The sequence below is a fragment of the Haloarchaeobius litoreus genome, from assembly GCF_024495425.1.
Taxonomy (GTDB): Archaea; Halobacteriota; Halobacteria; order Halobacteriales; family Natrialbaceae; genus Haloarchaeobius; species Haloarchaeobius litoreus.
This window is the reverse complement of record NZ_JANHJR010000001.1, coordinates 1,233,569-1,253,947: the sequence shown is the minus strand read 5'-3', so window position 1 is coordinate 1,253,947 and position 20,379 is coordinate 1,233,569. Positions and strand designations below refer to the sequence as shown.

General features: G+C 68.4%; 20 protein-coding genes and 1 tRNA gene. 4 read left to right on the top strand and 17 right to left on the bottom strand.

Annotated features, from left to right (window positions below; genetic code table 11):
• Positions 1 to 3: 3 nt before the first annotated feature.
• Positions 4 to 1,632, bottom strand: a complete 1,629-nt coding sequence (locus tag NOW55_RS06405) for a hypothetical protein (RefSeq protein WP_256399258.1) — start codon at positions 1,630 to 1,632, stop codon at positions 4 to 6.
• Positions 1,633 to 1,730: 98 nt separating this feature from the next.
• On the opposite strand from NOW55_RS06405, the gene NOW55_RS06400 reads away from it, so the two are divergent.
• Complete coding sequence (locus NOW55_RS06400) at positions 1,731 to 2,564, top strand: MBL fold metallo-hydrolase (RefSeq protein ID WP_256399257.1); 834 nt, start codon at positions 1,731 to 1,733, stop codon at positions 2,562 to 2,564.
• 305 nt (positions 2,565 to 2,869) lie between these two features.
• The gene (locus NOW55_RS06395) at positions 2,870 to 4,516 is read left to right on the top strand and encodes a rhomboid family intramembrane serine protease (protein WP_256399256.1); all 1,647 of its coding nucleotides are present in this window, start codon (positions 2,870 to 2,872) and stop codon (positions 4,514 to 4,516) included.
• Positions 4,517 to 4,560: 44 nt separating this feature from the next.
• On the opposite strand, the gene NOW55_RS06390 is transcribed toward NOW55_RS06395, so the two are convergent.
• Both NOW55_RS06390 and NOW55_RS06385 read right to left on the bottom strand, forming a co-directional pair.
• A complete protein-coding gene (locus NOW55_RS06390; RefSeq protein ID WP_256399255.1) occupies positions 4,561 to 5,193 on the bottom strand; it encodes an METTL5 family protein in 633 nt (210 codons plus the stop codon).
• Between the two features lie 10 nt (positions 5,194 to 5,203).
• Positions 5,204 to 5,605 carry a DUF7961 family protein gene (locus NOW55_RS06385; RefSeq protein WP_256399254.1) on the bottom strand — a complete coding sequence of 134 codons (402 nt, stop codon included), beginning with the start codon at positions 5,603 to 5,605 and terminating at the stop codon, positions 5,204 to 5,206.
• A 145-nt stretch (positions 5,606 to 5,750) separates the two neighbouring features.
• Here NOW55_RS06385 and NOW55_RS06380 point away from each other — a divergent pair, with 145 nt between their 5' ends.
• Entirely contained in the window at positions 5,751 to 6,383 is a 633-nt protein-coding gene (locus tag NOW55_RS06380) for a zf-TFIIB domain-containing protein (protein WP_256399253.1), read from the top strand.
• Positions 6,384 to 6,476: 93 nt separating this feature from the next.
• Here the strand turns inward: NOW55_RS06380 and NOW55_RS06375 are convergent, their stop codons facing one another.
• From NOW55_RS06375 to NOW55_RS06315, 13 genes are all read right to left on the bottom strand, one after another.
• The gene (locus NOW55_RS06375) at positions 6,477 to 7,508 is read right to left on the bottom strand and encodes a disk-shape morphogenesis protein volactin (RefSeq protein WP_256399252.1); all 1,032 of its coding nucleotides are present in this window, start codon (positions 7,506 to 7,508) and stop codon (positions 6,477 to 6,479) included.
• Between the two features lie 101 nt (positions 7,509 to 7,609).
• Positions 7,610 to 8,578: a cell division protein CdpA domain-containing protein gene (locus NOW55_RS06370; RefSeq protein WP_256399251.1), complete on the bottom strand. Its 969-nt coding sequence runs from the start codon at positions 8,576 to 8,578 to the stop codon at positions 7,610 to 7,612.
• A gap of 130 nt (positions 8,579 to 8,708) precedes the next feature.
• On the bottom strand, positions 8,709 to 9,245 hold the full coding sequence (locus NOW55_RS06365; RefSeq protein WP_256399250.1) for a multiprotein bridging factor aMBF1: 537 nt from the start codon (positions 9,243 to 9,245) through the stop codon (positions 8,709 to 8,711).
• A 42-nt stretch (positions 9,246 to 9,287) separates the two neighbouring features.
• Positions 9,288 to 9,920, bottom strand: coding sequence for a CDP-alcohol phosphatidyltransferase family protein (locus tag NOW55_RS06360; protein WP_256399249.1), 633 nt, complete (start codon positions 9,918 to 9,920; stop codon positions 9,288 to 9,290).
• The gene (locus tag NOW55_RS06355; protein ID WP_256399248.1) at positions 9,917 to 10,456 is read right to left on the bottom strand and encodes an adenylate kinase family protein; all 540 of its coding nucleotides are present in this window, start codon (positions 10,454 to 10,456) and stop codon (positions 9,917 to 9,919) included. The genes NOW55_RS06360 and NOW55_RS06355 overlap by 4 nt, the downstream gene beginning before the upstream one ends.
• Entirely contained in the window at positions 10,453 to 11,541 is a 1,089-nt protein-coding gene (gene hisC / locus NOW55_RS06350; protein ID WP_256399247.1) for a histidinol-phosphate transaminase, read from the bottom strand. The genes NOW55_RS06355 and hisC overlap by 4 nt, the downstream gene beginning before the upstream one ends.
• Before the next feature lie 35 nt (positions 11,542 to 11,576).
• Entirely contained in the window at positions 11,577 to 12,866 is a 1,290-nt protein-coding gene (hflX, locus tag NOW55_RS06345) for a GTPase HflX (protein WP_256399246.1), read from the bottom strand.
• A gap of 381 nt (positions 12,867 to 13,247) precedes the next feature.
• On the bottom strand, positions 13,248 to 13,865 hold the full coding sequence (locus NOW55_RS06340) for a hypothetical protein (protein WP_256399245.1): 618 nt from the start codon (positions 13,863 to 13,865) through the stop codon (positions 13,248 to 13,250).
• Between the two features lie 204 nt (positions 13,866 to 14,069).
• Positions 14,070 to 15,041 carry a halocyanin domain-containing protein gene (locus tag NOW55_RS06335; protein WP_256399244.1) on the bottom strand — a complete coding sequence of 324 codons (972 nt, stop codon included), beginning with the start codon at positions 15,039 to 15,041 and terminating at the stop codon, positions 14,070 to 14,072.
• A 4-nt stretch (positions 15,042 to 15,045) separates the two neighbouring features.
• Positions 15,046 to 16,149 (bottom strand): multicopper oxidase domain-containing protein, encoded by a 1,104-nt coding sequence (locus NOW55_RS06330; protein ID WP_438266571.1) that lies wholly within the window; start codon positions 16,147 to 16,149, stop codon positions 15,046 to 15,048.
• 183 nt (positions 16,150 to 16,332) lie between these two features.
• Positions 16,333 to 17,973 (bottom strand): GMC family oxidoreductase, encoded by a 1,641-nt coding sequence (locus NOW55_RS06325; protein ID WP_256399242.1) that lies wholly within the window; start codon positions 17,971 to 17,973, stop codon positions 16,333 to 16,335.
• On the bottom strand, positions 17,970 to 18,500 hold the full coding sequence (locus NOW55_RS06320) for a gluconate 2-dehydrogenase subunit 3 family protein (protein ID WP_256399241.1): 531 nt from the start codon (positions 18,498 to 18,500) through the stop codon (positions 17,970 to 17,972). The genes NOW55_RS06325 and NOW55_RS06320 overlap by 4 nt, the downstream gene beginning before the upstream one ends.
• Positions 18,501 to 18,528: 28 nt before the next feature.
• Complete coding sequence (locus tag NOW55_RS06315) at positions 18,529 to 19,266, bottom strand: fumarylacetoacetate hydrolase family protein (RefSeq protein ID WP_256399240.1); 738 nt, start codon at positions 19,264 to 19,266, stop codon at positions 18,529 to 18,531.
• 123 nt (positions 19,267 to 19,389) lie between these two features.
• Between NOW55_RS06315 and NOW55_RS06310 the strand changes: the two genes are divergently transcribed.
• Positions 19,390 to 19,464: transfer RNA gene (locus NOW55_RS06310), tRNA-Glu, on the top strand.
• Positions 19,465 to 19,508: 44 nt separating this feature from the next.
• Here the strand turns inward: NOW55_RS06310 and NOW55_RS06305 are convergent.
• Complete coding sequence (locus NOW55_RS06305; protein ID WP_256399239.1) at positions 19,509 to 20,348, bottom strand: alpha/beta fold hydrolase; 840 nt, start codon at positions 20,346 to 20,348, stop codon at positions 19,509 to 19,511.
• Between the last annotated feature and the right edge of the window lie 31 nt (positions 20,349 to 20,379).

The window sequence follows — 20,379 nt, the reverse complement described above, 5'->3', positions numbered from 1 at the left end:
TTCTCAGCTGAACATCTCGCCGAGCTGGTCGCGCCACTCCTGGATCTCGGTGACCTGCTCCTCGACCTCGTCGACGCGCGACTCGACCGCACCGAGGTCGTCCTCGAGCTCGGTCACGTCGGCCTGAACGTCGTCGATGCCGTCGGTTGCGTCGGCGATGTCGCTCTCCAGCGACTCGGTCGACTCGTCGAGGTCGGTGCGGAGCTCGGCGACGTCACCGGTGACCGACTCGAGGCCGTCGTCGAGCTCGGTCACGTCGGCCTCGACGCTCTCGACCGACGCGCGCACGTCGTCTACGTCGCCGTACAGCGTGGTGATCTCCTCGTCGTGCCCGCCGACATCTTCGGCGAGCGTCGAGACCTCATCGCGCAGGGAGCTGACCTCTTGCTCGTACTCCTCCAGGAGCTGCTGGGCGGTGCCCTCCTCGTCGAGGAACTCCGCCAGTGCGTCGGTGTAGGCTGCGACCTCCTCGACGCGGGACTGGAGGTGCTCGACCTTCGCGATGTCCGTGCCGGCGGCCTCCACGTCGAGGGCCTGCCGGAGGTCGCGGCGCTCGTTCTCGGTCAGCGTGCCGTTCCGGAGCTCCTCGACGAGGGTGGTCGCGACGCTGCCCTCGACTGCGGGCGCGGACCCCGTGTCCACTTCGACCTCGGCGTCGTCGTCCGAGTCCCCGGTTTCTGCCTCTGCCTCCGCGTCAGGTGCTGTATCGGCAACCGCAGCGTCCGTGTCGTCTTCCGCGTCGGTGTCAGCTTCGGGGGTGGCCTCCGCGGCCGGCTCGCCGTCTTCGTCTGCGTCGACTTCAGTCTCGGCCACAGCCTCGTCATCGGTGTCCATCTCGGCGTCGCCTGCCGCTACGTCTGCCTCGGCCTCGGCAGTCCCGTCGGGCTCCTCGCCGGGGTCGTCGATATCGAGGTCGAGCTCGGGCTCGTCGTCGGCCTCGTCTTCGCTCTCTATCGCTTCGACCTCCTCCTCGGCAGCTTCGAGGTCGAGTTCGATCTCGGGCGTGTCGACGTCTTCGTCGGCGTCCGCCTCGGGCTCGGCCGCGTCGCCGAGGTCGAGGTCGATGGAGCCGCCGTCACCCGATGCTTCGGCCGTGTCGGCCGTTGCGTCGGCAACGGGCTCTCCGTCCTCCTCGAGTCCCGGTATCTCGTCCTCGCCGGCGAGCATGTCCTTGACGACCTGGTTCGAGTCGTTGGAGACGATGTCGTCGATGGTGTTGTCGCCCTCGACCTCCTCCTCGGGCTCCGCATCGGCGTCGGGGTCGTCGGCGTCTACCTCCGTGAGACGGGGCTCCGTCAGGAACTTGGCGGCCTCCGCCTCGTCGTCGATTCGGATGCCGTAGACGGTGGTCAGCTCCTCGCCGGGGTCGAGCGTGCGCTCGTACTCGACGTGGTGGTCCTGGAAGGCGGTCCAGTTCTCGCTCTCGTAGTCGGGGTGAAATCCGACACCGTCCATCGGGAAGTCCTCGGGGATCTCCTCGTGGATCCTGATTGTGACGGTCTCTGTCCGGTCGGACGTGATGCCGAACCGGATGGCGGGAACCGGGAACTCGTCGGCCTCGAACGACTTCGCGACCGAGACCCCGTCCGCGTCGACCTCGATTGTTGTCTCCTCGTCGACCTCGCTACTCATACAGCCACGTACCTGCACCACGAACATAAAGGAAACGGGCCCGACCGCTGGCGGCCGGAGTGACAATCCTTAGGGCCGCGGCTCTCGCAGGGTCCGGTATGACAGTGAGTGACTGGGGCGACTGGCTGCCCCGCGCCGTCGAGGAGGCGTCGCCCGAGGGCATCGCGGTCTGGTATCTCGGCTGTAACGGCTTCGTACTGAAGGCAAGCGACGGGACGACGGTGTTCGTCGACCCCTACGTCGGGCTGGGCGACCCGCCACGCACCGTCCGCATGATTCCGGTCCCGTTCGACCCCGCGGACGTGACCGAGGCCGACGCCGTCTTCGCCACGCACGAGCACACAGACCACGTCCACGGCCCGAGCCAGGCCCCGATCCTCGAACGGACCGGCGCGACGTTCTACGCGCCCGACGACAGCCTCGTGGTCGCCAGCGAGGAGGAGTCCTGGGCCGACGACCACGACATCGAGGACCACCAGTTCCACGAAGTTCGGGAGGGCAACACCGTCGAGGTCGGTGGCTTCACCGTCCACGTCGAGCCGGCACACGACCCCGATGCGACCCACCCGGTCAGCTACGTGTTCGAGCACGACGGCCACACCGTGTTCCACGGCGGGGACACCAAGCCCAGCGACGAGTTCGCCGAGCTCGGCGAGCGCTACGACATCGACCTCGGCATCCTCGCGTTCGGCACCGTCGGCAACATCCCGGACAAGGAGACCCGCGAGCCCAAGCGGACGCGGTGGTACAACGACGAGAACCAGGTCGTCGAGGCCGCCAGCGACCTCCAGTTCGACCGGCTCCTCCCGAGCCACTGGGACATGTGGAAGGGCCTGACCAGCGATCCGAAGGTGCTCCACCACCACGCCAGGAGCTTCGCGTACCCGGAGCGCCTCGAGATCGTCGAGATCGGCGACCGCGTCGACCTATAACACACGACGGGGGTTCCGTATGTTGTAAACCCTCCACTACCGGCGTGCGGCCCGCGAGACCGAGCGAGCGGTGCACGGTCCGAAGAGCGAGACGAGTTGCAGCCGGGGCGATCACGGAGGAATCCCTCGAAGCCGGCGCGAAGCGCCAGCGACGGCGAGAACAGGAGGCTTCCCGGCTGTCGCCGTCACCAGTGTTCTCCTCGCTGCAGTGGCTCTCCGGCGGTTCGGAATCGAGTCGAGCACACGGAGTCCCGAACCCAGCCCCAGCACGAACGCATTAGTACGAGCCGTTCCTCCCGCCAGCTATGGGTCTGCTGTCGTCCGCAATCGTCGTCTTCGTGTTGGTCGCGCTCGCGGTCTCGGTGGGCGTCGTCGCCAGGTTGGACCGGCCGGGGGGTGAGTGGGGCGCGCGGCTCCGGTCACGCTGGGTGATGGGCGTGCCGTGGGGGACGCTCGTCGTCGTCGGGTTCGTGCTCGCGGTCTACCTGTTCGTGCAGGGTGGCTGGGACCACTGGCGCAGTCCGGTGGTGCTGCCGTTCCGGGCCTGGTCGTACCTCTACCCGACGGGCCTGCTGACCGCGGGGTTCTCGCACGCGAGCCCGGGGCACCTGACGGGCAACCTCACCGGGACCATCGTCCTGAGCCCGCTCGCGGAGTACGCGTGGGGGCACTTCCCGCAGAAGCGCGGCTCGGAGTCCTTCGCGTCGTGGCGGACGAACCCCTGGATTCGGGCGCTGGTCGTCTACCCCGCGGCCGTCATCGCGGTGGGGGTGCTGACGGCCCTGTTCTCCATCGGCGCGGTCATCGGGTTCTCGGGCGTCGTGTTCGCGTTCGCGGGGTTCGCGCTGGTCCGGTACCCGCTGACGACGGTCGTCGCGGTGCTCGGGGGACAGCGGTTCTTCGCGCTGCTGTACGACGTGCTCCGCGACCCGGTCCTCGTGGAGGCGGCGTCGCCGAGCCCGCCGTCGCCGCCGTGGTGGGCCGGTATCGCCATCCAGGGCCACGCGTTCGGGCTGTTCGTCGGCTTCCTGCTCGGCGTGGCCGTGTTCTACCGGCGGGACGAGCGTCCGAGCGCGCTGCGGCTCTGGCTCGGGGTGCTCCTCTTCGCGGTCGCGAAGAACCTCTGGGCGGTGTACTGGTACCTCGGCAACGACGAGTACGTCCTCTACCGGGGCGTGGGGCTGACGCTCGTCGTCGGGCTCGCGGTGGTGGTCGCGCTCGCGCTCGACGTGACCGAGCGGGACTTCGACGCCTTCACCCTCCGGACCGGCGCGGTGACGGTCCTCGTCGTCGTCGCGGCGCTGATGACCGGACCGGCGGTGTACAGCAACCTGACGACCGTGTCGGACTCGTCGGTGCCCGGCGAGGACGCGGTCGAGGTCGAGGGCTACCAGGTGACCTACGCCGAGAACGTCCGCAACGAGCTCATCCCGGTCGTCGACGTGGGGCCGCTCTCCCAGCAGACGAACGTGAGCTCCTCCGGGGTCATCGTCGTCAACCAGGACCGGAGTATCTGGTACGAGAGCGTCTCGGCCGGGCGGCTCGCGTACACGGGCTACACGGAAGTCAGGGTCGGCGGCGTCGGCTGGAACGCCGACGTCGGCGTCAACCGCGACGGCTGGTCGGCCGTCGGCGGCGGCACCGCGTACCGGGTGTCGCTCAGGCCGCCCGACGGCGACTGGACGCTGGTCCACGAGAGCAACGCGGTGGCGGCCGAACCGCGGCTGGACGGGAGAAACTTCTCCATCACCCCGTCGGGCGAGGGGCCGTACCAGATCGTCGTCAGCCAGAACGGCTCGGTCCTCGGGCGCGATGCGGTTCCGCGGGCGAACGACTCGGTGACCATCGGCGGCATCGAGTTCGTGCGCGAGGAACGTGGCGGTGGGGACCGCATCTACGCGGTCGTCGGCGATACGCGGGTTCGCGTGTTCGCACAGGAGACGTATCGGTAGTTCGGCGTCTCAGCGCGCCGCACAGCAACACGGCGGCGAGGTGCTCAGTCGTCGCCGTCCCACTCGATTCTGAACACTTCCGCGTCGACGGTGTGCGTCTCCGACTCGTGGAAGGGGAACTGGCGTTCGAGGTCGAGCTCCGCCGCGAACGCGTGGGTGACCTCGCCAGCGTTGTCGGCCGCGAAGGACTCGACGAACGCCCGGCTGCCCTCGTTGTGGACTGAGTAGGAGACGTCCGCGAGCGACGACGCCGCGGTGAGGAACGCCCGGTCGGCGTGCTCGTTGCCGTCCTGTGCGCCGAACGGCGGGTTCATCAGCACCGTCGTCGGGCCGGACGGGCAGAGCGGCGGGTTCGTCGCGTCGCCACAGCACCACTCGACGGTCGTGCGTGCGCCCACGCGACGTTCGTTCTCCTGGGCGGTCGCCAGTGCGCCCCGGTCGAGGTCGACGCCGACGACCCGCTCTGCGCCCCTGAGCGCGGTTCCGAGCGCGAGCATCCCCGTTCCGGTGCCGAGGTCGAGTACCGTCGCGCCGACGACGTCGCCCTGCGTGTCGGCGACGTGGACGATGGAGGCCGCTACCTCGGGCGGTGTCGGGTACTGTTCGAGGTCGGTCCGTGGCGAGTCGAAGCCGGCGACCACGCCGAGTTGTTGCGCCAGCGCGCGCCGTGTACTCATCGCGAGAGAATCAGTCGTCGAGGCTGATAGGCCCGTCGAGTTCGAACCCGACGCCCTCGCGGCGGGCACGCTCCGCACACGCGGAGAGCGCGGGTTCGACCTTGCCCGCGTCGGCCACGTCGCCGCACTCGACGGTGACGCGGGCCACGCCGAGGAACGCCGCTGCGCGGACGTAGCCGCGAACGCGGTCGACCTCGCGCTGGGTCTCCAGCGAGCAGTCCTCGTCGAAGCACGCACGCACCGTCAGTACGGACGGGACGTAGCCGGACTCGGTGAGCTCGTGCTTGAGGTCGCGCAGGTACTCGGGCGCAGTGGAGTCCAGCGCCTGTGCGTCCAGCGACACGGGCTGGAGGTCCTCGGGTCGACACTGTTCGATGGTTCGCTCGACGTTCGCGGACGGGGTCGCACTCATTGCCACCACATACACTATGGGAATACAAAAAGCTTTGTAAATGTCTGGAGGTAATATGGGTGCTGGTGGCTCGTCGGTAAGGTACACGTACCTGAACCGTGAGAGGATGGAACACGCTTATTATTCCGTACGTTCACGTTCCTGTATGAAAGAGTGCCCACGGTGTGGATCCTCGCTCAGTGCGTACTCGCTGAGCGACGTGGAGGCGTACGGCTGTGACTCGTGTGGGTGGGTCGGTGTGCCGGTCGACCACCAGAGCGAACCGAAGCTGCTCGAGTCCTGGCAGGACGCCATCCAGCGGTTCCAGAAGAAGTTCGCCGCCGACGGACTCGACGAACACGCCGAGCGGCTGGAGCGGGTCGAACAGGCCCGCCGCGATGCAGTGAGCGGCGACGTCGAGGAGGAGCCCGAGCCGGACGACGAGAGCGCCGACGGCGAGAGCGTTGACGACTCGGCTGCGGAGGCTGACGAGTCCGAGAGCGAAGACGGCGCGGATGCGGAGACCGACGAACCAGCGGACGCGAGCGACGAAGCGACGGAGGAAGCGGACGACGAAGTGGTGGAGGAGACCGAGGTTTCAGACGACGAAGCGGTCGAGAACGAGGACGGCGACGGGGCCGAAGCCGACTCCGACGCCGAGGGAGACGAGGCCCAGGGAGACGGCACCGAGGCCGAAGCGGACGCGGAGAACGACGCCGAAGACGCACCGGGCGGCGACGGCGCCGACGAGGAGACCGACGAAGAGGTCGAGGTCGCTGCGGACGGCTCCGGCCAGTAGGGAGCCCACCGACGGTACTCTGTTCTGCTCCCCGATAGCGGGCGCTCCCACTGGTCGGTCGTGAGCGCGCGAAAGAAGTGGTGTGTGTGGACGCTACTCGTCCGCGGCGGGTGCCTCGGCCTCTGCCCCGGCCTCGCGTTCGTCGACGTCCTCGTCGGAGCGGGCGGCGACGAGCGAGCCACGTGCGACGGAGTACAGCGGCTCGTTGGCGTGCTGGACGCCACTGATGGAGAACGGGATGTTCGCGTCCTCGAGGTGGTCACGGAACAGCGCCTCGAAGCCGTCCGGGCTGGAGGTGCCGCCGGTGACGACGACGGGCACGTCCAGTCCTTCCTCGACGTCCTCCTCGTCGACCTCGCGGACGACGTTCTCGATGACGTAGTCGAGCAGGTTCTCGTAGTAGATGCTGAGGGCACCCTCGACGCCACCGACGTCGGTGGTGAAGTCGAGCTCGAAGTCGTTCTCCTTGATGGAGGTGACCTTGTCGACGGGCGTGCCCGTGGCCTGTGCGGCCTGCTCGTCGATCCAGTCGCCACCGCGGGCGACGGAGAACTTCATGACCGGCACCGCGTAGTAGGCGAGGCAGACGTTCGTCATGCCCGCGCCGAAGCTGATGCCCAGGCCGGTGAAGTTGTTGTCCGCCAGCTCGCTGTAGATGACGGACATTCCCTCGTTGATCGGCTCGGCGTCGTAGCCCATGTTGCCGAGGAAGCTCTCGATGGTCTTCTGGTGGTAGAGCGTCGAGAGCTCGGAGTCGATCGGGTCGGCCGGCACCGAGAAGTAGAGCTTCTCGTCGGGGTGGTTCGGCTCGCCGACGACCTGCTCGATGATGAGCTTCATCATCGGGATCGCGGACTTCTCCGAGGAGGAGAGGATGCCGTGCTTCATCGGACGGCGTGTCTCCTTGTTGAAGATGTTCGCGAAGTTCAGGGCGTCGTCACCGACGACGTACACCTTGTCGTCCTTCCGGATGTGGAGGACTTCCGAGCGAGAGAGCATCTGCTCGGCCATATCGGAGTACTCGATCTCCACGAAGGAGTTCCGCTGCTGTACGAACACCGTGTCGTTCCCATCTTGTTGGGCCGACAGAATGTTCATCGTCCCAACGTCCAGGCCTTTAGCCATATTTGCCCATTCTAACCCACCGAATAATAAAACTATGTGAAATTATTTCATCACTATCGGCGTTGGTATAAATCAGACGTTACCGAATCACGCGACGCAGGTCAGTTGAGACCGAGCGCCCGCTTGAGGCGTGCGAATAGTCCACCGCTACCACCGGTCGCCGCAGCGATGCTCGTGGACTCCTCGGACTTGCGCTGTTCCTCGCGCTGTCGACGCTCGCGGAGCTCCTTCAGCTTCTGTGTCTGGTCGTCGACCGTCGTGTTCGAGGTGGCGGTCTTCTTCTCGCCGCCTTTCATCGCCTTGAGGTTCTGAATCTGGGAGTCGACGCCCTGCGAGCGCGTCACCTTCGCGCTCTGCTGGCTGAACGCGGAGGTGTCCATCTCCTCGTCGACGCTGAACTGGAGCCGGCGGTTCTCGCTCTTCTCGACGCCACCCCAGGAGAGGTCGACGCCGGACATCGCCTGGTCGATGTCCGCCTGGATCTCGGCGTCGGAGAAGGACTCGCCTTCCTCCTCCTCTTCTTCCTCCATCGGCTCGATGTCGGCCGGGCCGGGCTTACGGTAGCGTTCGAGCTGGTCCGCGACCAGTGCCGCGCCGGTCGACCCGACGACGAGGACGAGACCGAGCGCGTAGAGGCTGATGACGCCGAGGGTCGCACCGACGCCGTACTCGTTCCACTGGCCCGGGTAGACGGAGACGAACCAGGCGACCGCGGCGAGGTCGATGACGCTCCCGGCGGCGGAGGCGTAGACAGCCCGCCGTTCGACCGGCAACAGGACCACGATGCCGGTGATGGTCGCCGGGAGCGAGAGCATCCCGAGGGCGTACGCGATGCGTGTCCAGTTCCAGAACGGGTCTGTCCCCGCTTCGAAACTCGTGAAGCTGACCACGGTCAACAGCAGCGCGACGATGCCCACGACGATACCGCCGAAGAACAGCCCGAAGCCCAGGTAGACGTCGGTTTCCTCCTCCGGTTCGCCGATGTACTCGCGGTACAGATTGTATAACGGATTGTCCGGTGGCGACTCCTCGGGTCCTGTCGCCGCAGTCGGTGATTCCTCGTCGGCCATTGTCGCCCAATACAGCGTCATCTCTCATGACTGTTTGGTTAAGCGTATTCAACCTGAAAAAAGACGGTCTTGCGCGCGCACGACATCCGTCTGACGAACGGGCAGAACGACCGCGACAGGTCCGTTCCGGTCAGTCCTTGCGCTTGACCACGTCGCCGAGCGTGGTCGTCGTCGAGGAACCCGAGTCCCAGTCGCTGTCCTCGTCGCTCCCCGACCCCATGTCGAGGTTGATGTCGAGGAACCGCTCGAGCTTGGTCTGCACCTTGTCGCTCGGGAGCGTGTCCCCGCGCTCGAGCTTGCGGATGAGGCTGGCCTTCTCGTTGAGCTCGTTCGCGAGGTCGGACTGGCTCAGCCCGCGGTCCTCGCGCGCCCGGCGGATGCGGTCGTCGTAGTCCTGGGCGAGCTCGTCCATGTCGTCGAACATGTCCGACCGACGCCGGGCGGAGCCGCCACCGCCCGCGCCGCCGGACGAACTGGACGAGCTCGAGGAGGACGAGGAAGAACTCGAGCTGCTCGTCGAGTACTTCGTGGAGGTGCTCGAGGACTGCTGGGTCTTCACTTCCGTTCCGAAGTCGGCACAGTCGTCGCAGACATCGAGCTCTGCGCCTTCGACCTTCACCGTCTTCGGCGACGCCGTCTCGGCACCACACATCTCACACTGAACCATACGCGGCCGTTCGTCGCGTGCAGTGATAAAAGATACGACGGCTCAGTCCAGCTGGCCCCAGACCTCGCGGAACCGCTGGAGTGCGGTTATGTGTCCGACGACGGCGAAGACGACGAGCAGCCAGCCGACGATGTCCAGTCCGTAGAGGGTCTGCGAGACGACGGCGGCGGCGAAGCCGACGAGGCCGGAGAGCGCGAGGCGGTCCGCGCGACCGAGCACGCCGGCGTAGAGCCGGCCGACGCCGACGGCCTGGGCCTGCGTGCCGAGGTAGGAGGTCATCAGGACGCCCGTGACGGCCGCGAGTCCGAGGTCGTAGCGGCCGATGCCGGCGGCGAAGCCGGCGATGATGACGAGATCGGCGTACCGGTCGAGCACGTGGTCGAGCACGTCGCCGGCCTCGCTGGCCACGTCCTGCGCCCGCGCCAGTTCACCGTCGATGACGTCCAACCAGCCGTTCAGGCCGACACAGACCGCGCCGAGGGCGTACCAGACGGCGCGGCTCCCGGTGGGGGCCTCGACGGACGGCCCACCGAGCGCGAAGGCGACGGCGGCCGCGCCCGCGAGCCCGAACGCGATGACGCTCACGGCGTTGGGTGTCAGGCCGAGCCGGTCGGCGAGCCGGACGAACGGGTCGAGCAGCGCCTGGATTCTGGGTCTGAGCTGGTCGAGCGTCATAGGTAGTCGAGGTAGTCCACGTCGCCCGCGCTCGGTTCTCGCGTCCCCTCGACCACGGCCGCGAGGGCGTCGGCGACCTCCTCGGGACTCGACCGGGTCGTCTCGATCTCGTACACGGAATCGAGCCCGTGCGCCTCGACCGCCTTGGAGAGCACGACGTCCAGCGCCTCGCTCTCGGCGTTCTCGGCCGCCTTCGCGTCGGACTCGCCCCGCTCCCGAAGCCGCGTCGCGAGTGCTTCGGGCGCACAGCGGAGGACGACCACGCGGTCCGCGTCGAGGTGGTGTGCGAGGTGGGAGTCGAGCACGAGCACGTCGGCCCCGTCGTCACCTGCGGCCTCGTAGTCGTCGACCCACGCTGCGAGCCGGTCGAGGTCCGCTACCACGCTGTCGCGCTCTTCGTCGACCGCCTCGTACAGCTCCTCGGACTCGATGACCTCGTTGAGGTGGACCACGTCAACGTCGTTCCGTCGCTCGGCGAGGATGTCGGTCGCCGTCGTCTTGCCCGTCCCGGGGGTTCCCGTCACCGCCACCCTCACGCGTCGAGCACCTCGTTCAGCGTCTCGACGGCCTCGTGGGTCCCGTCCTCGGTGCCGCAGGTGATTCGCACACAGCCCGGCAGCCCGAAGCTCGTGCAGTCACGGATGATGACGCCCGCGCGCTGCATCTCGTCGGCGACGGTGCCCGCGCCCTCCGGACCGCGCGCGTTCGACACGTCGACGAGCACGAAGTTGGCCTCGGAGGGCCACACCGGGGCGTCGATCTCCTCGCGCATGTACTCGCGCGCCCAGCGCGCCGTCTCGACGGATCTCTCGACGTGCGCGTCGTCTTCGAGGGCGGCGAGTCCGGCCCGGCAGGCCAGCTCGCTCGCCGCGAACGGTGTGTTCACCCGGGCGTAGGCGTCTGCCCAGTCTTCGGGGACGAGCGCGTAACCCAGTCGCACGCCGGCGAGGCCGTACGCCTTCGAGAACGTCCGCAGGATGGCCACGTCGTCGCGCTCGTCGAGCAGACCGCGTGCGCTGTCGACGTCGGCGTACTCGCCGTAGGCCTCGTCGACGAGGACGAGCGTCTCCTCGCCGGTCTCGTCGGCGATGCGCTCGATGGCGTCGAGGGTGAACGTCCCGCCCGTCGGGTTGTGCGGGCTGGTGAGGTAGACGATGCGCTCGCCGTCGTAGTCGGAGAGCACCGCCTCGGCGGTGAGCGAGAGGTCGGGCCGGTCGAGTTCGTACGTCTCGACCTCGCCGTGGTGGTAGCGCGCGCTCATCCCGTAGTAGGCGAAACCCGGGTTCGGCACGAGCACGGTGTCGCCGGGGTCGAGCATCGCCCGGGCGAGGTAGTCGAGCGCGCCGTCGCCGCCGTTCGCGAGCCACACCTGTGCGGCGTCGCAGTCCCAGCGGTCGGCCAGGGCGTCCCTGAGGTCGGCGTGGGCCGCCTTCGGGTACGAGGAGACGCCCGGTGCGGTCTCCTGGATGGCCTCGACCGCCGCCGGCGAGGTGCCGTGGGGGTTCTCGTTCGACGCGAGCTTCGTGAGTGCCGCCGGGTCCACGCCGAGGTCCCTGGCGACCTCCTCGATGCCGCGCCCCGCCTCGTAGGCGACGTGCGCAGAGAGGTCGCGTGGTTTCATGCTCGAATCCCCGGGCCGTGAGCCCTTAAGCGTAGTCAAGCACGGCCGTCGGCCCCTGCGCCGTCCGTGACGTCCGTCGCCCTCGCGCGGGCCTGCTCGACCACGGACGGGCGTGCCCGGAGTTCGAGACTGACCCGGTCGCCGTACTCGACGGCGTCGACCGCGCCGTGGTCGTGACACCAGGCGACGAAGCCCATCGTCTCGTCGCCGTGTGGCAGTTCGAACGTCGCCGTCTCGGTCGGGAGCGCCGCGACGACCCGCTCGCACAGGTCGTCGAAACCGGCCCCCTTGGTGGCGCTGAGAGCGACCGGCTCGTCGAGGGCGTCCGGGAGCGCTGCCCGCGTGCGTTCGAGGTCGGTGTCGTCGACGCGGTCTGCCTTGTTGAGTACGGGGACGACCGGACCGTCGCCGACCTCGTCGAGCACCGTCCGAACACGCTCGCGCAGTGCGTCCACGGGCTTGCTCGCGTCCGCGACGAGGACGACCACGTCGGCCTCCCGCGCCTCGACGAGCGTCGACCGGAACGCCTCGACGAGGTCGTGGGGCAGGTCGCGGATGAACCCGACCGTGTCGGAGACGAGTAGTCGGCGGCCGTCGACGGTACACCGGCGCGTCGTCGTGTCGAGCGTCTCGAACAGGCGGTCCTCGACGTTCACGGTCTCGGCGAGGTCGTTCGGCCCGGTCCCGAGGTCCTCGAGCGACAGGTCGTCCGCGAGCCGGTGCAGCAGGGTCGACTTCCCCGCGTTCGTGTAGCCCGCGAGCGCGACGAAGTCGAAGCCGGCGTCGTGTTTTCGCGCTCGGTTCTCGTCGCCCTCCTCGGGGAGCTCGTCCAATCGGTTCTGGACCCGGTCGATTCTGAGCTTCACCTCCCGGATCCACTCGCCCTCGGGGTCGTGCGTGGGGAAGCCCTTGTACTCCGTGTCCCGACCCTGTACCTCGCGGCGACGGTGGAGCTCGTGCTGGAGTCGCGCGAGCTCGACCTGGAGAGTCGCCCGCCGGGTGCTCGCGCGGGCCTCGAAGATGTCGAGGACGAGCCGGAAGCGGTCCCGTACCTCGACGCCGTCGGGGAGTCGGTCGGTCCACGCGAAGAACTGCGATGGCGTGAGTTCGTTGTCCACGACGACGAGGCGGGCGTCGTGTTCGCGGATGCTCTCGGCGACCTCGTCGACCTTCCCGCGGCCGAGGTCGAACGTGGCGTCCTCCGGGCGGGTCTGGGTGTGCTCTGCGACGACCTCGTGGCCCGCGGATTCTGCGAGTGCGCGGATCTCGTTCGTGTCGGGTCGTTCGTCTGTGGTTCGTGCTGCGAGTACTGTCCGTCGTGACATATGTGAATCTGGCGTGGTGGTTCTGCGGCGTCGCGCGTCACGAGCGACAGCTTGGCGTCGGAGATCGCACGACGGAGACGCCGCTGGCGGTCCAGCAGCCTGCGGGCTCGCGACCCAACCCTCGCGGGGTCGGCGTCCGAGTCCGCCTCAGAAAGTGGATAGGGTCTCCATCGTGGCCGTACACGGGTGTCGCTGGGCCGGCACTTCAAGCTTCGGTCGGGGTGTGAGAGCCTCCCACGGTCCGGTCGCCGCCCCGTGGTCCAGACCGGGTTCTCGGCCGCCGTACTAGTTCGTAATCCAACAATTGTGGCCGCGGTCGGGTGGCCAGCACCCAACAGATGAATCGTATAATGCTATATGAAATGGCTCCCTTCGTTGCAGTCACGTCTCCCGGCGGATGGCGTAGGCCCGGAAGATGCCGTAGGCGAACGCGAGGTGCAGTTCCGGCTGGATCTCCGATGGGGAGAGTGTCACGGCCGCGCTGTAGAACAGCCCCGACTGGGCCAGGTCGAGCGCCCCGATGTCGTGGCCGGCGCTCGATGTCATGGCGAACACTGGGTAGAATAGGTCCGAGAGGGACCACTCCCGCGACGCGGTCGCCACGTGTCGTCCGTCACGGTCGGTCAGCTCCCAGTCCCCGAAGAACCGCCCGGTTTTCTCCCAGGAGCCGAGCCGCTCGTCGGTGCCTGCCGCTCGAAGCGTCGCTCCCTTCGCCGTCAGGCCGCCCTCGTGTTCGTACGCCATGACCGGTTCGCCCCCAGGCCTCCTGAAGAGGAACTGCTGGCCCGTCGTGTCCAGCATCCCCGCCATCCCCCGACGGTCATCGAGGACCTCCAGTACCGTCCGGCCGTCCGCCCGGACGACATCGTGCAGGTGCCACATCGGCTCGCCGTCCTCGCTCCCCGACCCGACGTTCCCGAGCACCTGCCCGGCGTCGGAGCGCCAGTCCGCGGGCTCGAACCTGTACTCGCCCGAACGCAGGTCCAGAGTGCGCTCCATGAACTCATCCCCACCCCTCGCCGGCCTCGGACGCCGCGGACCCGTACTGATGCATGCTGTGTCGGTGCCTGCTTCACGACCACGACCCATCAGTGTGGTGCCTGATACCAACGGACACGGTCCGGGTTCGTCGTGAGGCTACCCGCAGCACGCGCTGTGAGCCGGCCGAACAGCGATAGCGGTCGAAAAAGAGCGGTCCTGGGACTACTCCTGCGTCGTGTCCCGGACGTGCTCGCGCAGGCCGAACAGCATCGGGGCCGAGACGAGCGCGAGCAGGCCGCCGCCCGCCGCAAGCGCGGACTTCGACATGACCTCCGTCGGACCGTCACCGACGAGGACGACCCCGCGCATCCCGCGGTCCTTGTAGTCCTCGCAGTAGTACTTGCTCAGGCCCGAGCCCGAGAACTCCATCGCGTAGCGGTTGCCCACGTCGGTCGTGTGCTCGCTCGCGAAGCCGAGCGCGTCGTCGACCACGCTGTAGGGACCCTCCGTGCCGGCCCACTCCCAGACCACCGTCGTCCCGGGGTCGACACGGATGGCGGGCGGGTCGAAGGCGTACGGGCCGCCGTTGCCCTGCGCGCCGACGGAGACCATCACGGTGTCCTGCCCACGCTTGTCGACGATGCCCCGGTAGTTCTCGACGCCTTCCAGCCAGCCGTCGAACGTCGGGCCGGTCGGTGCCTGCTCCTCGCTGCCGGTGCTGGTCCCCGTCGCCGAGCCCGCGGTCAGCGTGACCGAGACGTCGCCGACGACGAGCGCGGCCCGCATCCCCATGCTCTTGTGCGGGTTGCAGGCGTACCGGACGACACCGGTCTCCTCGAACGTGCGCTCGTACGTCGCGCCGTCCTCGCCCTTCATCTCGGAGGCGAAGCTGCCGTCCTCCGCGGCCACGTCGTGGACGCCGCCGTTACCGGACCACTCCCAGACCACCGTCGTCCCGGGGTCGATGCGGACCGCCGGCGGGTCGAACGCGAACGCGCCGCCGTTGCCCTGGGACCCGACCGTGATCGTCACCTCGGACTCGCCGGTCCGGTCGACCAGCCCGTCGACGTTCCCCACGCCGTCGAACCAGTCGACGAGCGATACCTCCTCTTCCTGCTGGCCGGCGGCAAGCCCCGTCGCCGCCGTCCCGAGGGCGACGGTGCCGGCCGCGGCCATGAACTGGCGTCGTCGCATGGTCTCAGCCCTCGTATCCCGCGTACTCCATCAGGTTCGCGAAGATCTCCGTATTCATCGCCTCCGTGTAGACGATGCCCGAGAGCATCCCGCCGGGGTAGGTCGAGCCGTTGCGGACGTGGTCGACCTTGTGACAGTGCATCAGGTAGATACCGGGGTCGGAGTCCGCCTCGAACTCGATGGTGTACCGCTCGGCGGGTGCGACGTTCAGCACGTCCTGCTTGAACTGCATCCCCTCGGGGTACTCCGCGCCGTCCTTCTCGACCACCTTGAACCGGTGGTTGTGGATGTGCAGCGGGTGGCTCATGAACCCCCCGTTGACCCAGTGGATGCGGACGGTGTCGCCCTGGTCGACGAGTATCGGCGAGCCCTCCTCGGGGTGGAGCGTGCGGGGCGCACACTTCCCGTTGACCGTGAACGCGTCGGGACGACGGTTCGTCAGGTCGAACTGGACGTCCTCGCCGGCGTGCTGTCGGGCGAGGCGGGTGTCCCACTCCTTGACGGTCATGAAGTACTCCTTATCGGCCTCCTCGTATCCCTCGGGGTCGACCCGGAGGATGCCGAACATCCCCATCTCCATGTGCATGGGGGTCTGGTAGTGGCAGTGGTAGAGGTGCGTGCCGGCCACGTTCGCGGGGATGGTGTACGTGTGCGTCTCGCCGGGCATCACCGTGATTCCGGTCGTCGTCGGCACGCCGTCGTTCTCCCAGGTCTTCTGGACGCCGTGGAAGTGCAGCGTGTGCGGGGCGTCGGCGTCGGTGTTGTCGAGCGTGATCTCGAGCTCCGCACCCTCCGTACAGCGGAGGATGGGTGCCGGGACGCTCGGGTCGCCGTCGTCGGCCGCGAACGCCCACGTCGTCGGGAGGCCGACGGGGCCGCCCATCGTCTCGAGGGGGTGCATGTCGTGGCGTGCCTGCACGGGCTTCAGCGTGACCTCGTGGCCCCGCTCGTCCAGGTCGACGACCTCCGGCTTGCTCGTCGTCGGGAGGTCCTGCGTCGCCCGGTTCTGCGTCGCTGCACCGGGGTCCACCTGCCGCGTGGAGGGGGTGGTCGTCGCCGTCATGCAGCCTGCCGCGGCCGCGAGTCCCGTGGTTCCCGTGGCCGCCATGAACCGCCGTCTGGAGATTCCGGTACCGGGAGCGCCTATCTGGTTTCCGCTCATACCTCACCGTGCGAGCAGGAGCTACGTATAAAGGACAGGCGATTCCAATCCCGTGAGAAAGGTCACCCCCAGAATTAAATCGGATATTATGGGGTTATATTGGTGTGAGTTCACACGACACGGCCTCGGTCAGAGCTGCTCCGAGATGGCGTCGGCCGCCCGGAGCGCGAGCGCAGCGATGGTGAGCGTCGGGTTCAGCGCGCCGCCCGTGACGAACGTCGACGAGGAGGCGATCCAGCAGTTGTCCAGGTCGTGGGTCCGGAGCCGCGGAGTCACGACGCTCTCTTCGGGGTCGGTGCCCATCCGCGTCGTCCCCATGTGGTGGAACGCAGGCCCGGTCGCATCGGGGCCAGCCACCCAGTCCACGTCGACGCCGAGCTCGTCCATGATGGCCGCCTGTCGCTCGTTGGCGGCCTCGATGGTCCGGCGCTCGCGCTCGCCGAGCGACCAGTGTATCTCGGGGACTGGGTTGCCGTGGTCGTCGGTCACGTCCGGGTTCAGCGTGATTCGGTTCTCGGCGCGGGGTGGTTGCCCACAGAGTCCGCCCATCGCGATGCGGTTGCCGTACGTGCCGCGTATCTCGTCTGCGAGCGCGTCGCCCCAGGCCGCCTCGCTCCCGGTCGAGAGCGCGACGTTCACCGGCGACGGGCCGGCGTAGTTGAGGAACTCGAGCTTGTACGGCCCGGCCGACTCGTCGACGTCGTCGTAGAACTGGTGGCACTCGCTGGTGATGAACCCGACGTGCTTCTGGCGGGTCGGCTCGTCCAGCTCGCCGCCCATTCCGGCGAACAGGTGGTCCATGAAGTAGCGGCCGACCGCGCCGGAGGAGTTCGCGAGTCCGTCGGGGTGCTCCTCCGAGCGCGAGAGCAGGAGAAGCCGGGGGATCTCGATGCCGCCGGCCGCGAGCACGAACTGCCGGGCCTCCTGACGGTGCTCCTCCCCGTCGGGCGTCGCGTAGACGACCGCGTCGACCGTCTCGCCCGGGCGGTCGTGCTCGATGCGCTGGACCGGCGCGCGGTCGATGACGCGGGCTCCCTCCGCCTCGGCCTTCGCGACGTGGACGGTCGCATCGTACTTCGCGCCGGAGGGGCAGACAGGCTTGCAGGTGCCGTAGCCCTGACAGACGCTCCGGCCGTCCCGCGCCTCCGAGTTCCGGGCGTTGGGGGCCGAGTGCATCGCGATTCCCAGTTCCTCGCAGGCCTCGGCGAACAGCGAGTCCGAGTACGACGGCCGGAACGCCGGCATCGGGAACGGCTCCTCGCGCGGGGGCGCGAAGGGGTTATCATCCGCCCCGGCGACGCCGAGTTCGGTCTCGGCTTCGGCGTAGTACGGTCTGAGGTCGTCGTAGCCGATGGGCCAGTCGCGCTCGACGCCGTGGCGGCTCCGGCGCTCGAAGTCGGACTCGTGCAGCCGGAACACCATCCCCTGCCAGTGCAGCGTCGTCCCGCCGACACCCTTGACTCGCGCCGCGTTGAGCGGATAGTGCTCCTCGCCCGCGTTCGTGTACGCGTCACGCGACCCGCCCATGTCCCACACGTCCTCGGGGCCGTGGCTCGGCCGGATGTGCCGCTCCATGCGTTCGGGTCTGTCGGCCGGGTCGAAGCGCGGGCCGGCCTCCAGTACGACAACGTCGTAGCCCCCGCTGGCGAGCCGGTGGGCGACGAGTGCGCCGGCCGGTCCCGCGCCGACGATGCACACGTCGGCGCGCGGCGAGGGGGTCCGGTCCACGTCGCCGTCCTGTCGCCGTGCAGTGGACGATCCGGTGCTCATGCGTCCGGCCCCCGCTGGTAGCTCGTCGTCCCGCCCGGGTGGCCGATGGGGTTCTCGATGCCGACCAGCGAGCCCCCCGTCGGAGACGTGTAGAAGGCGTACAGCAGCTCGTTGACGACGTAGTAGCGGACCCGCGCCGGTGGCCGGCCCTCGGGGTCGGGGTCGATGGCGTCGGCCCCGAGCTGCCGCAGCGTCGCGTCCCGGTCCGCACGGTCGAGCGTCGCGAACGGACCGTCGAACCAGCGCCGTGCCCGGTCGTCGACGACGGCGAGCGCGTCGGCCATCCCGTCCCGGTAGTCGGGCCTGTCCGCGGTTCTGCCGGCCACGTACGTCTCGACGAACTCGCGGACATCCGTCACCTCGCTCGGGTACAGCACCTCGGCGACGGCGACCAGCGTGTCCACGTCGACGTCGGGCTCCGCTCGCTGGTCGGCGAGTCGTTCCTGCGAGAGCGCCGCCGCGCCGGCACCGACGACGATGCCGGTCGACGTCAGCGCGGCCAGCGCGTCTCGCCGAGTCAGCTCCATCTCTGGCGCGATTAGGCCGACCTAAAACTTAAGCGCTGGGAATCTCCACGGTGTGTTCGAGCCGTCCGACGCCCTCGACCTCGATGACGACCTCGTCGCCGTCTTCGAGCTTGCCGACGCCCTCCGGCGTGCCGGTCGCGACGACGTCGCCCGGTTCGAGCGTCATGTAGCTCGTGATCTCCGCGATGAGCTCGGGCACGGAGAAGATCATCAGCGAGCGGGTCGAGTCCTGGCGGAGCTCGCCGTTGCAGTACGACCGGACCGCCGCGTCCTCCGGGACCTCGTCGGGCGACGCCAGCACCGGGCCGATGGGTGCGGCCCCGTCGAACGCCTTCCCACGGACCCAGTTCGTCTCACGGTTCTGGTCGTCGCGGTTCGAGAGGTCGTTCACGCACGTGAAGCCGGCGACGACGTCCATCGCGTCCGCCTCGGCCACGTCCTTGGCCTGTTCCCCGATTACGACGCCGAGTTCGGCCTCGAAGTCGAGCCGGTCCTTGCCGGCGGGAAGGGTCACCTCGCTCCCGTGGCTGGCGACGGTGTTCGGCCCCTTCAGGAACAGCAGTGGGCGGTCGGGCACGTCGTTGCCGAACTCGTCGGCGTGTGCGACGTAGTTCCGACCGACGCAGACGATCTTCGACGGCTCGCAGGGCGCGAGCACGTCCACCTCGTCCTCGTCGAACGTCCGGTCGCCGAACTCGATCTGGCCGTCGTTCCACTCACCGTACCGGACCGCACCGGCAGGGTCGCGGAAGCGTACGCGTCTCATGCTCTCACCCTGGCGCGGGTCCCGGTTAAGGGTTGAGGAGCCGGTGAGTTCCGCGTGAGGCACCGTCCCGGAATCCGGTGGGAACGGAAGGTTTAAAATCGCCCACCGGGAACGAACTGATGCGCTCGGTTGGTGTAGTCCGGCCAATCATCTTGGCCTTTCGAGCCGAGGACAGGGGTTCAAATCCCCTACCGAGCACTTCTCGAACGAACGCAAGAGCGACCAGCCCCCGGTGCGTTGCCTCACGAAAGCACCGCCTCGGGGTAGGCTCGCTCGGTCAGGAACTCGCGGAGTTGCGCCGTGAAGAAGTCGGGGTTGTCGATGTTCGAGGCGTGGCCGCTGTCGGGAACGACGTGAGCGACTGGGTCGGCGTTCCGGAGCTGGTCGAGCAGGCGTGCAGTCGTCTCCTCGTTCGCCATCGGGAGGTGTTCGCCGTGCATGACGAGCGTGGGTGCGGTGACCACGGAGAGGTCGACGGGCTCGTGCTGGAAGCCCGCGGTCGCGTCGGCGATCTTGACGAACTCGTCGTGGCTGATGTGCGGGGCGTCCTCGACGAGACGCTGGACGGTCTCGGCGTCGCCCGCGACGCCAGGGAGGAGCCAGTTGCCGACACGGAGCTGCCAGCGGTTCAGCGTGCGGTAGTCGACGAGCCGGTCCAGGCGGGCGAGAAAGCGGACGTTCGCCATGGCGAGTCGGCCGGTGAGCGGTAGTGGGCCGGCGGGGAACGTGTCCGCGAGGACGAGCCCGGCGACCCGTTCCGGGTGGGCGGCGGCGAACGCCTGCGCGATGGCTCCACCCATCGAGAGCCCGCAGACGACGGCCCGGTCGATGTCCAGCGCGTCGAACAGCGCGGCGAGGTCCGCGGCGAACAGCTCGATGGAGTACGACGACCGGCCCGAACCGCCGGTCCGGCCGTGCCCGCGGACGTCGTACGCGATGGTCGTGAACGAGTCTTCGAGGGCGTCGAGCTGGTGCTTCCACATGCTGGTGCTCATCAGCATCCCGTGGACGAACACGACCGGCGGACCGTCCCCCTGCTTGACGTAGTGCGTCTCGATGTCGTCGGTCCGGACAGTCGGCATGCCTCTCCAGAGGGCCCCGGGCACGATGAGG

Coding starts and splice junctions, on each gene's coding strand:
- NOW55_RS06405 (WP_256399258.1), bottom strand. CDS start 1,632: ATGAGTAGCGAGGTCGACGAGGAGACAACAATCGAGGTCGACGCGGAC.
- NOW55_RS06400 (WP_256399257.1), top strand. CDS start 1,731: ATGACAGTGAGTGACTGGGGCGACTGGCTGCCCCGCGCCGTCGAGGAG.
- NOW55_RS06395 (WP_256399256.1), top strand. CDS start 2,870: ATGGGTCTGCTGTCGTCCGCAATCGTCGTCTTCGTGTTGGTCGCGCTC.
- NOW55_RS06390 (WP_256399255.1), bottom strand. CDS start 5,193: ATGAGTACACGGCGCGCGCTGGCGCAACAACTCGGCGTGGTCGCCGGC.
- NOW55_RS06385 (WP_256399254.1), bottom strand. CDS start 5,605: ATGAGTGCGACCCCGTCCGCGAACGTCGAGCGAACCATCGAACAGTGT.
- NOW55_RS06380 (WP_256399253.1), top strand. CDS start 5,751: ATGAAAGAGTGCCCACGGTGTGGATCCTCGCTCAGTGCGTACTCGCTG.
- NOW55_RS06375 (WP_256399252.1), bottom strand. CDS start 7,508: ATGGCTAAAGGCCTGGACGTTGGGACGATGAACATTCTGTCGGCCCAA.
- NOW55_RS06370 (WP_256399251.1), bottom strand. CDS start 8,578: ATGGCCGACGAGGAATCACCGACTGCGGCGACAGGACCCGAGGAGTCG.
- NOW55_RS06365 (WP_256399250.1), bottom strand. CDS start 9,245: ATGGTTCAGTGTGAGATGTGTGGTGCCGAGACGGCGTCGCCGAAGACG.
- NOW55_RS06360 (WP_256399249.1), bottom strand. CDS start 9,920: ATGACGCTCGACCAGCTCAGACCCAGAATCCAGGCGCTGCTCGACCCG.
- hisC (WP_256399247.1), bottom strand. CDS start 11,541: ATGAAACCACGCGACCTCTCTGCGCACGTCGCCTACGAGGCGGGGCGC.
- hflX (WP_256399246.1), bottom strand. CDS start 12,866: ATGTCACGACGGACAGTACTCGCAGCACGAACCACAGACGAACGACCC.
- NOW55_RS06340 (WP_256399245.1), bottom strand. CDS start 13,865: ATGGAGCGCACTCTGGACCTGCGTTCGGGCGAGTACAGGTTCGAGCCC.
- NOW55_RS06335 (WP_256399244.1), bottom strand. CDS start 15,041: ATGCGACGACGCCAGTTCATGGCCGCGGCCGGCACCGTCGCCCTCGGG.
- NOW55_RS06330 (WP_438266571.1), bottom strand. CDS start 16,149: ATGGCGGCCACGGGAACCACGGGACTCGCGGCCGCGGCAGGCTGCATG.
- NOW55_RS06325 (WP_256399242.1), bottom strand. CDS start 17,973: ATGAGCACCGGATCGTCCACTGCACGGCGACAGGACGGCGACGTGGAC.
- NOW55_RS06320 (WP_256399241.1), bottom strand. CDS start 18,500: ATGGAGCTGACTCGGCGAGACGCGCTGGCCGCGCTGACGTCGACCGGC.
- NOW55_RS06315 (WP_256399240.1), bottom strand. CDS start 19,266: ATGAGACGCGTACGCTTCCGCGACCCTGCCGGTGCGGTCCGGTACGGT.
- NOW55_RS06305 (WP_256399239.1), bottom strand. CDS start 20,348: ATGCCGACTGTCCGGACCGACGACATCGAGACGCACTACGTCAAGCAG.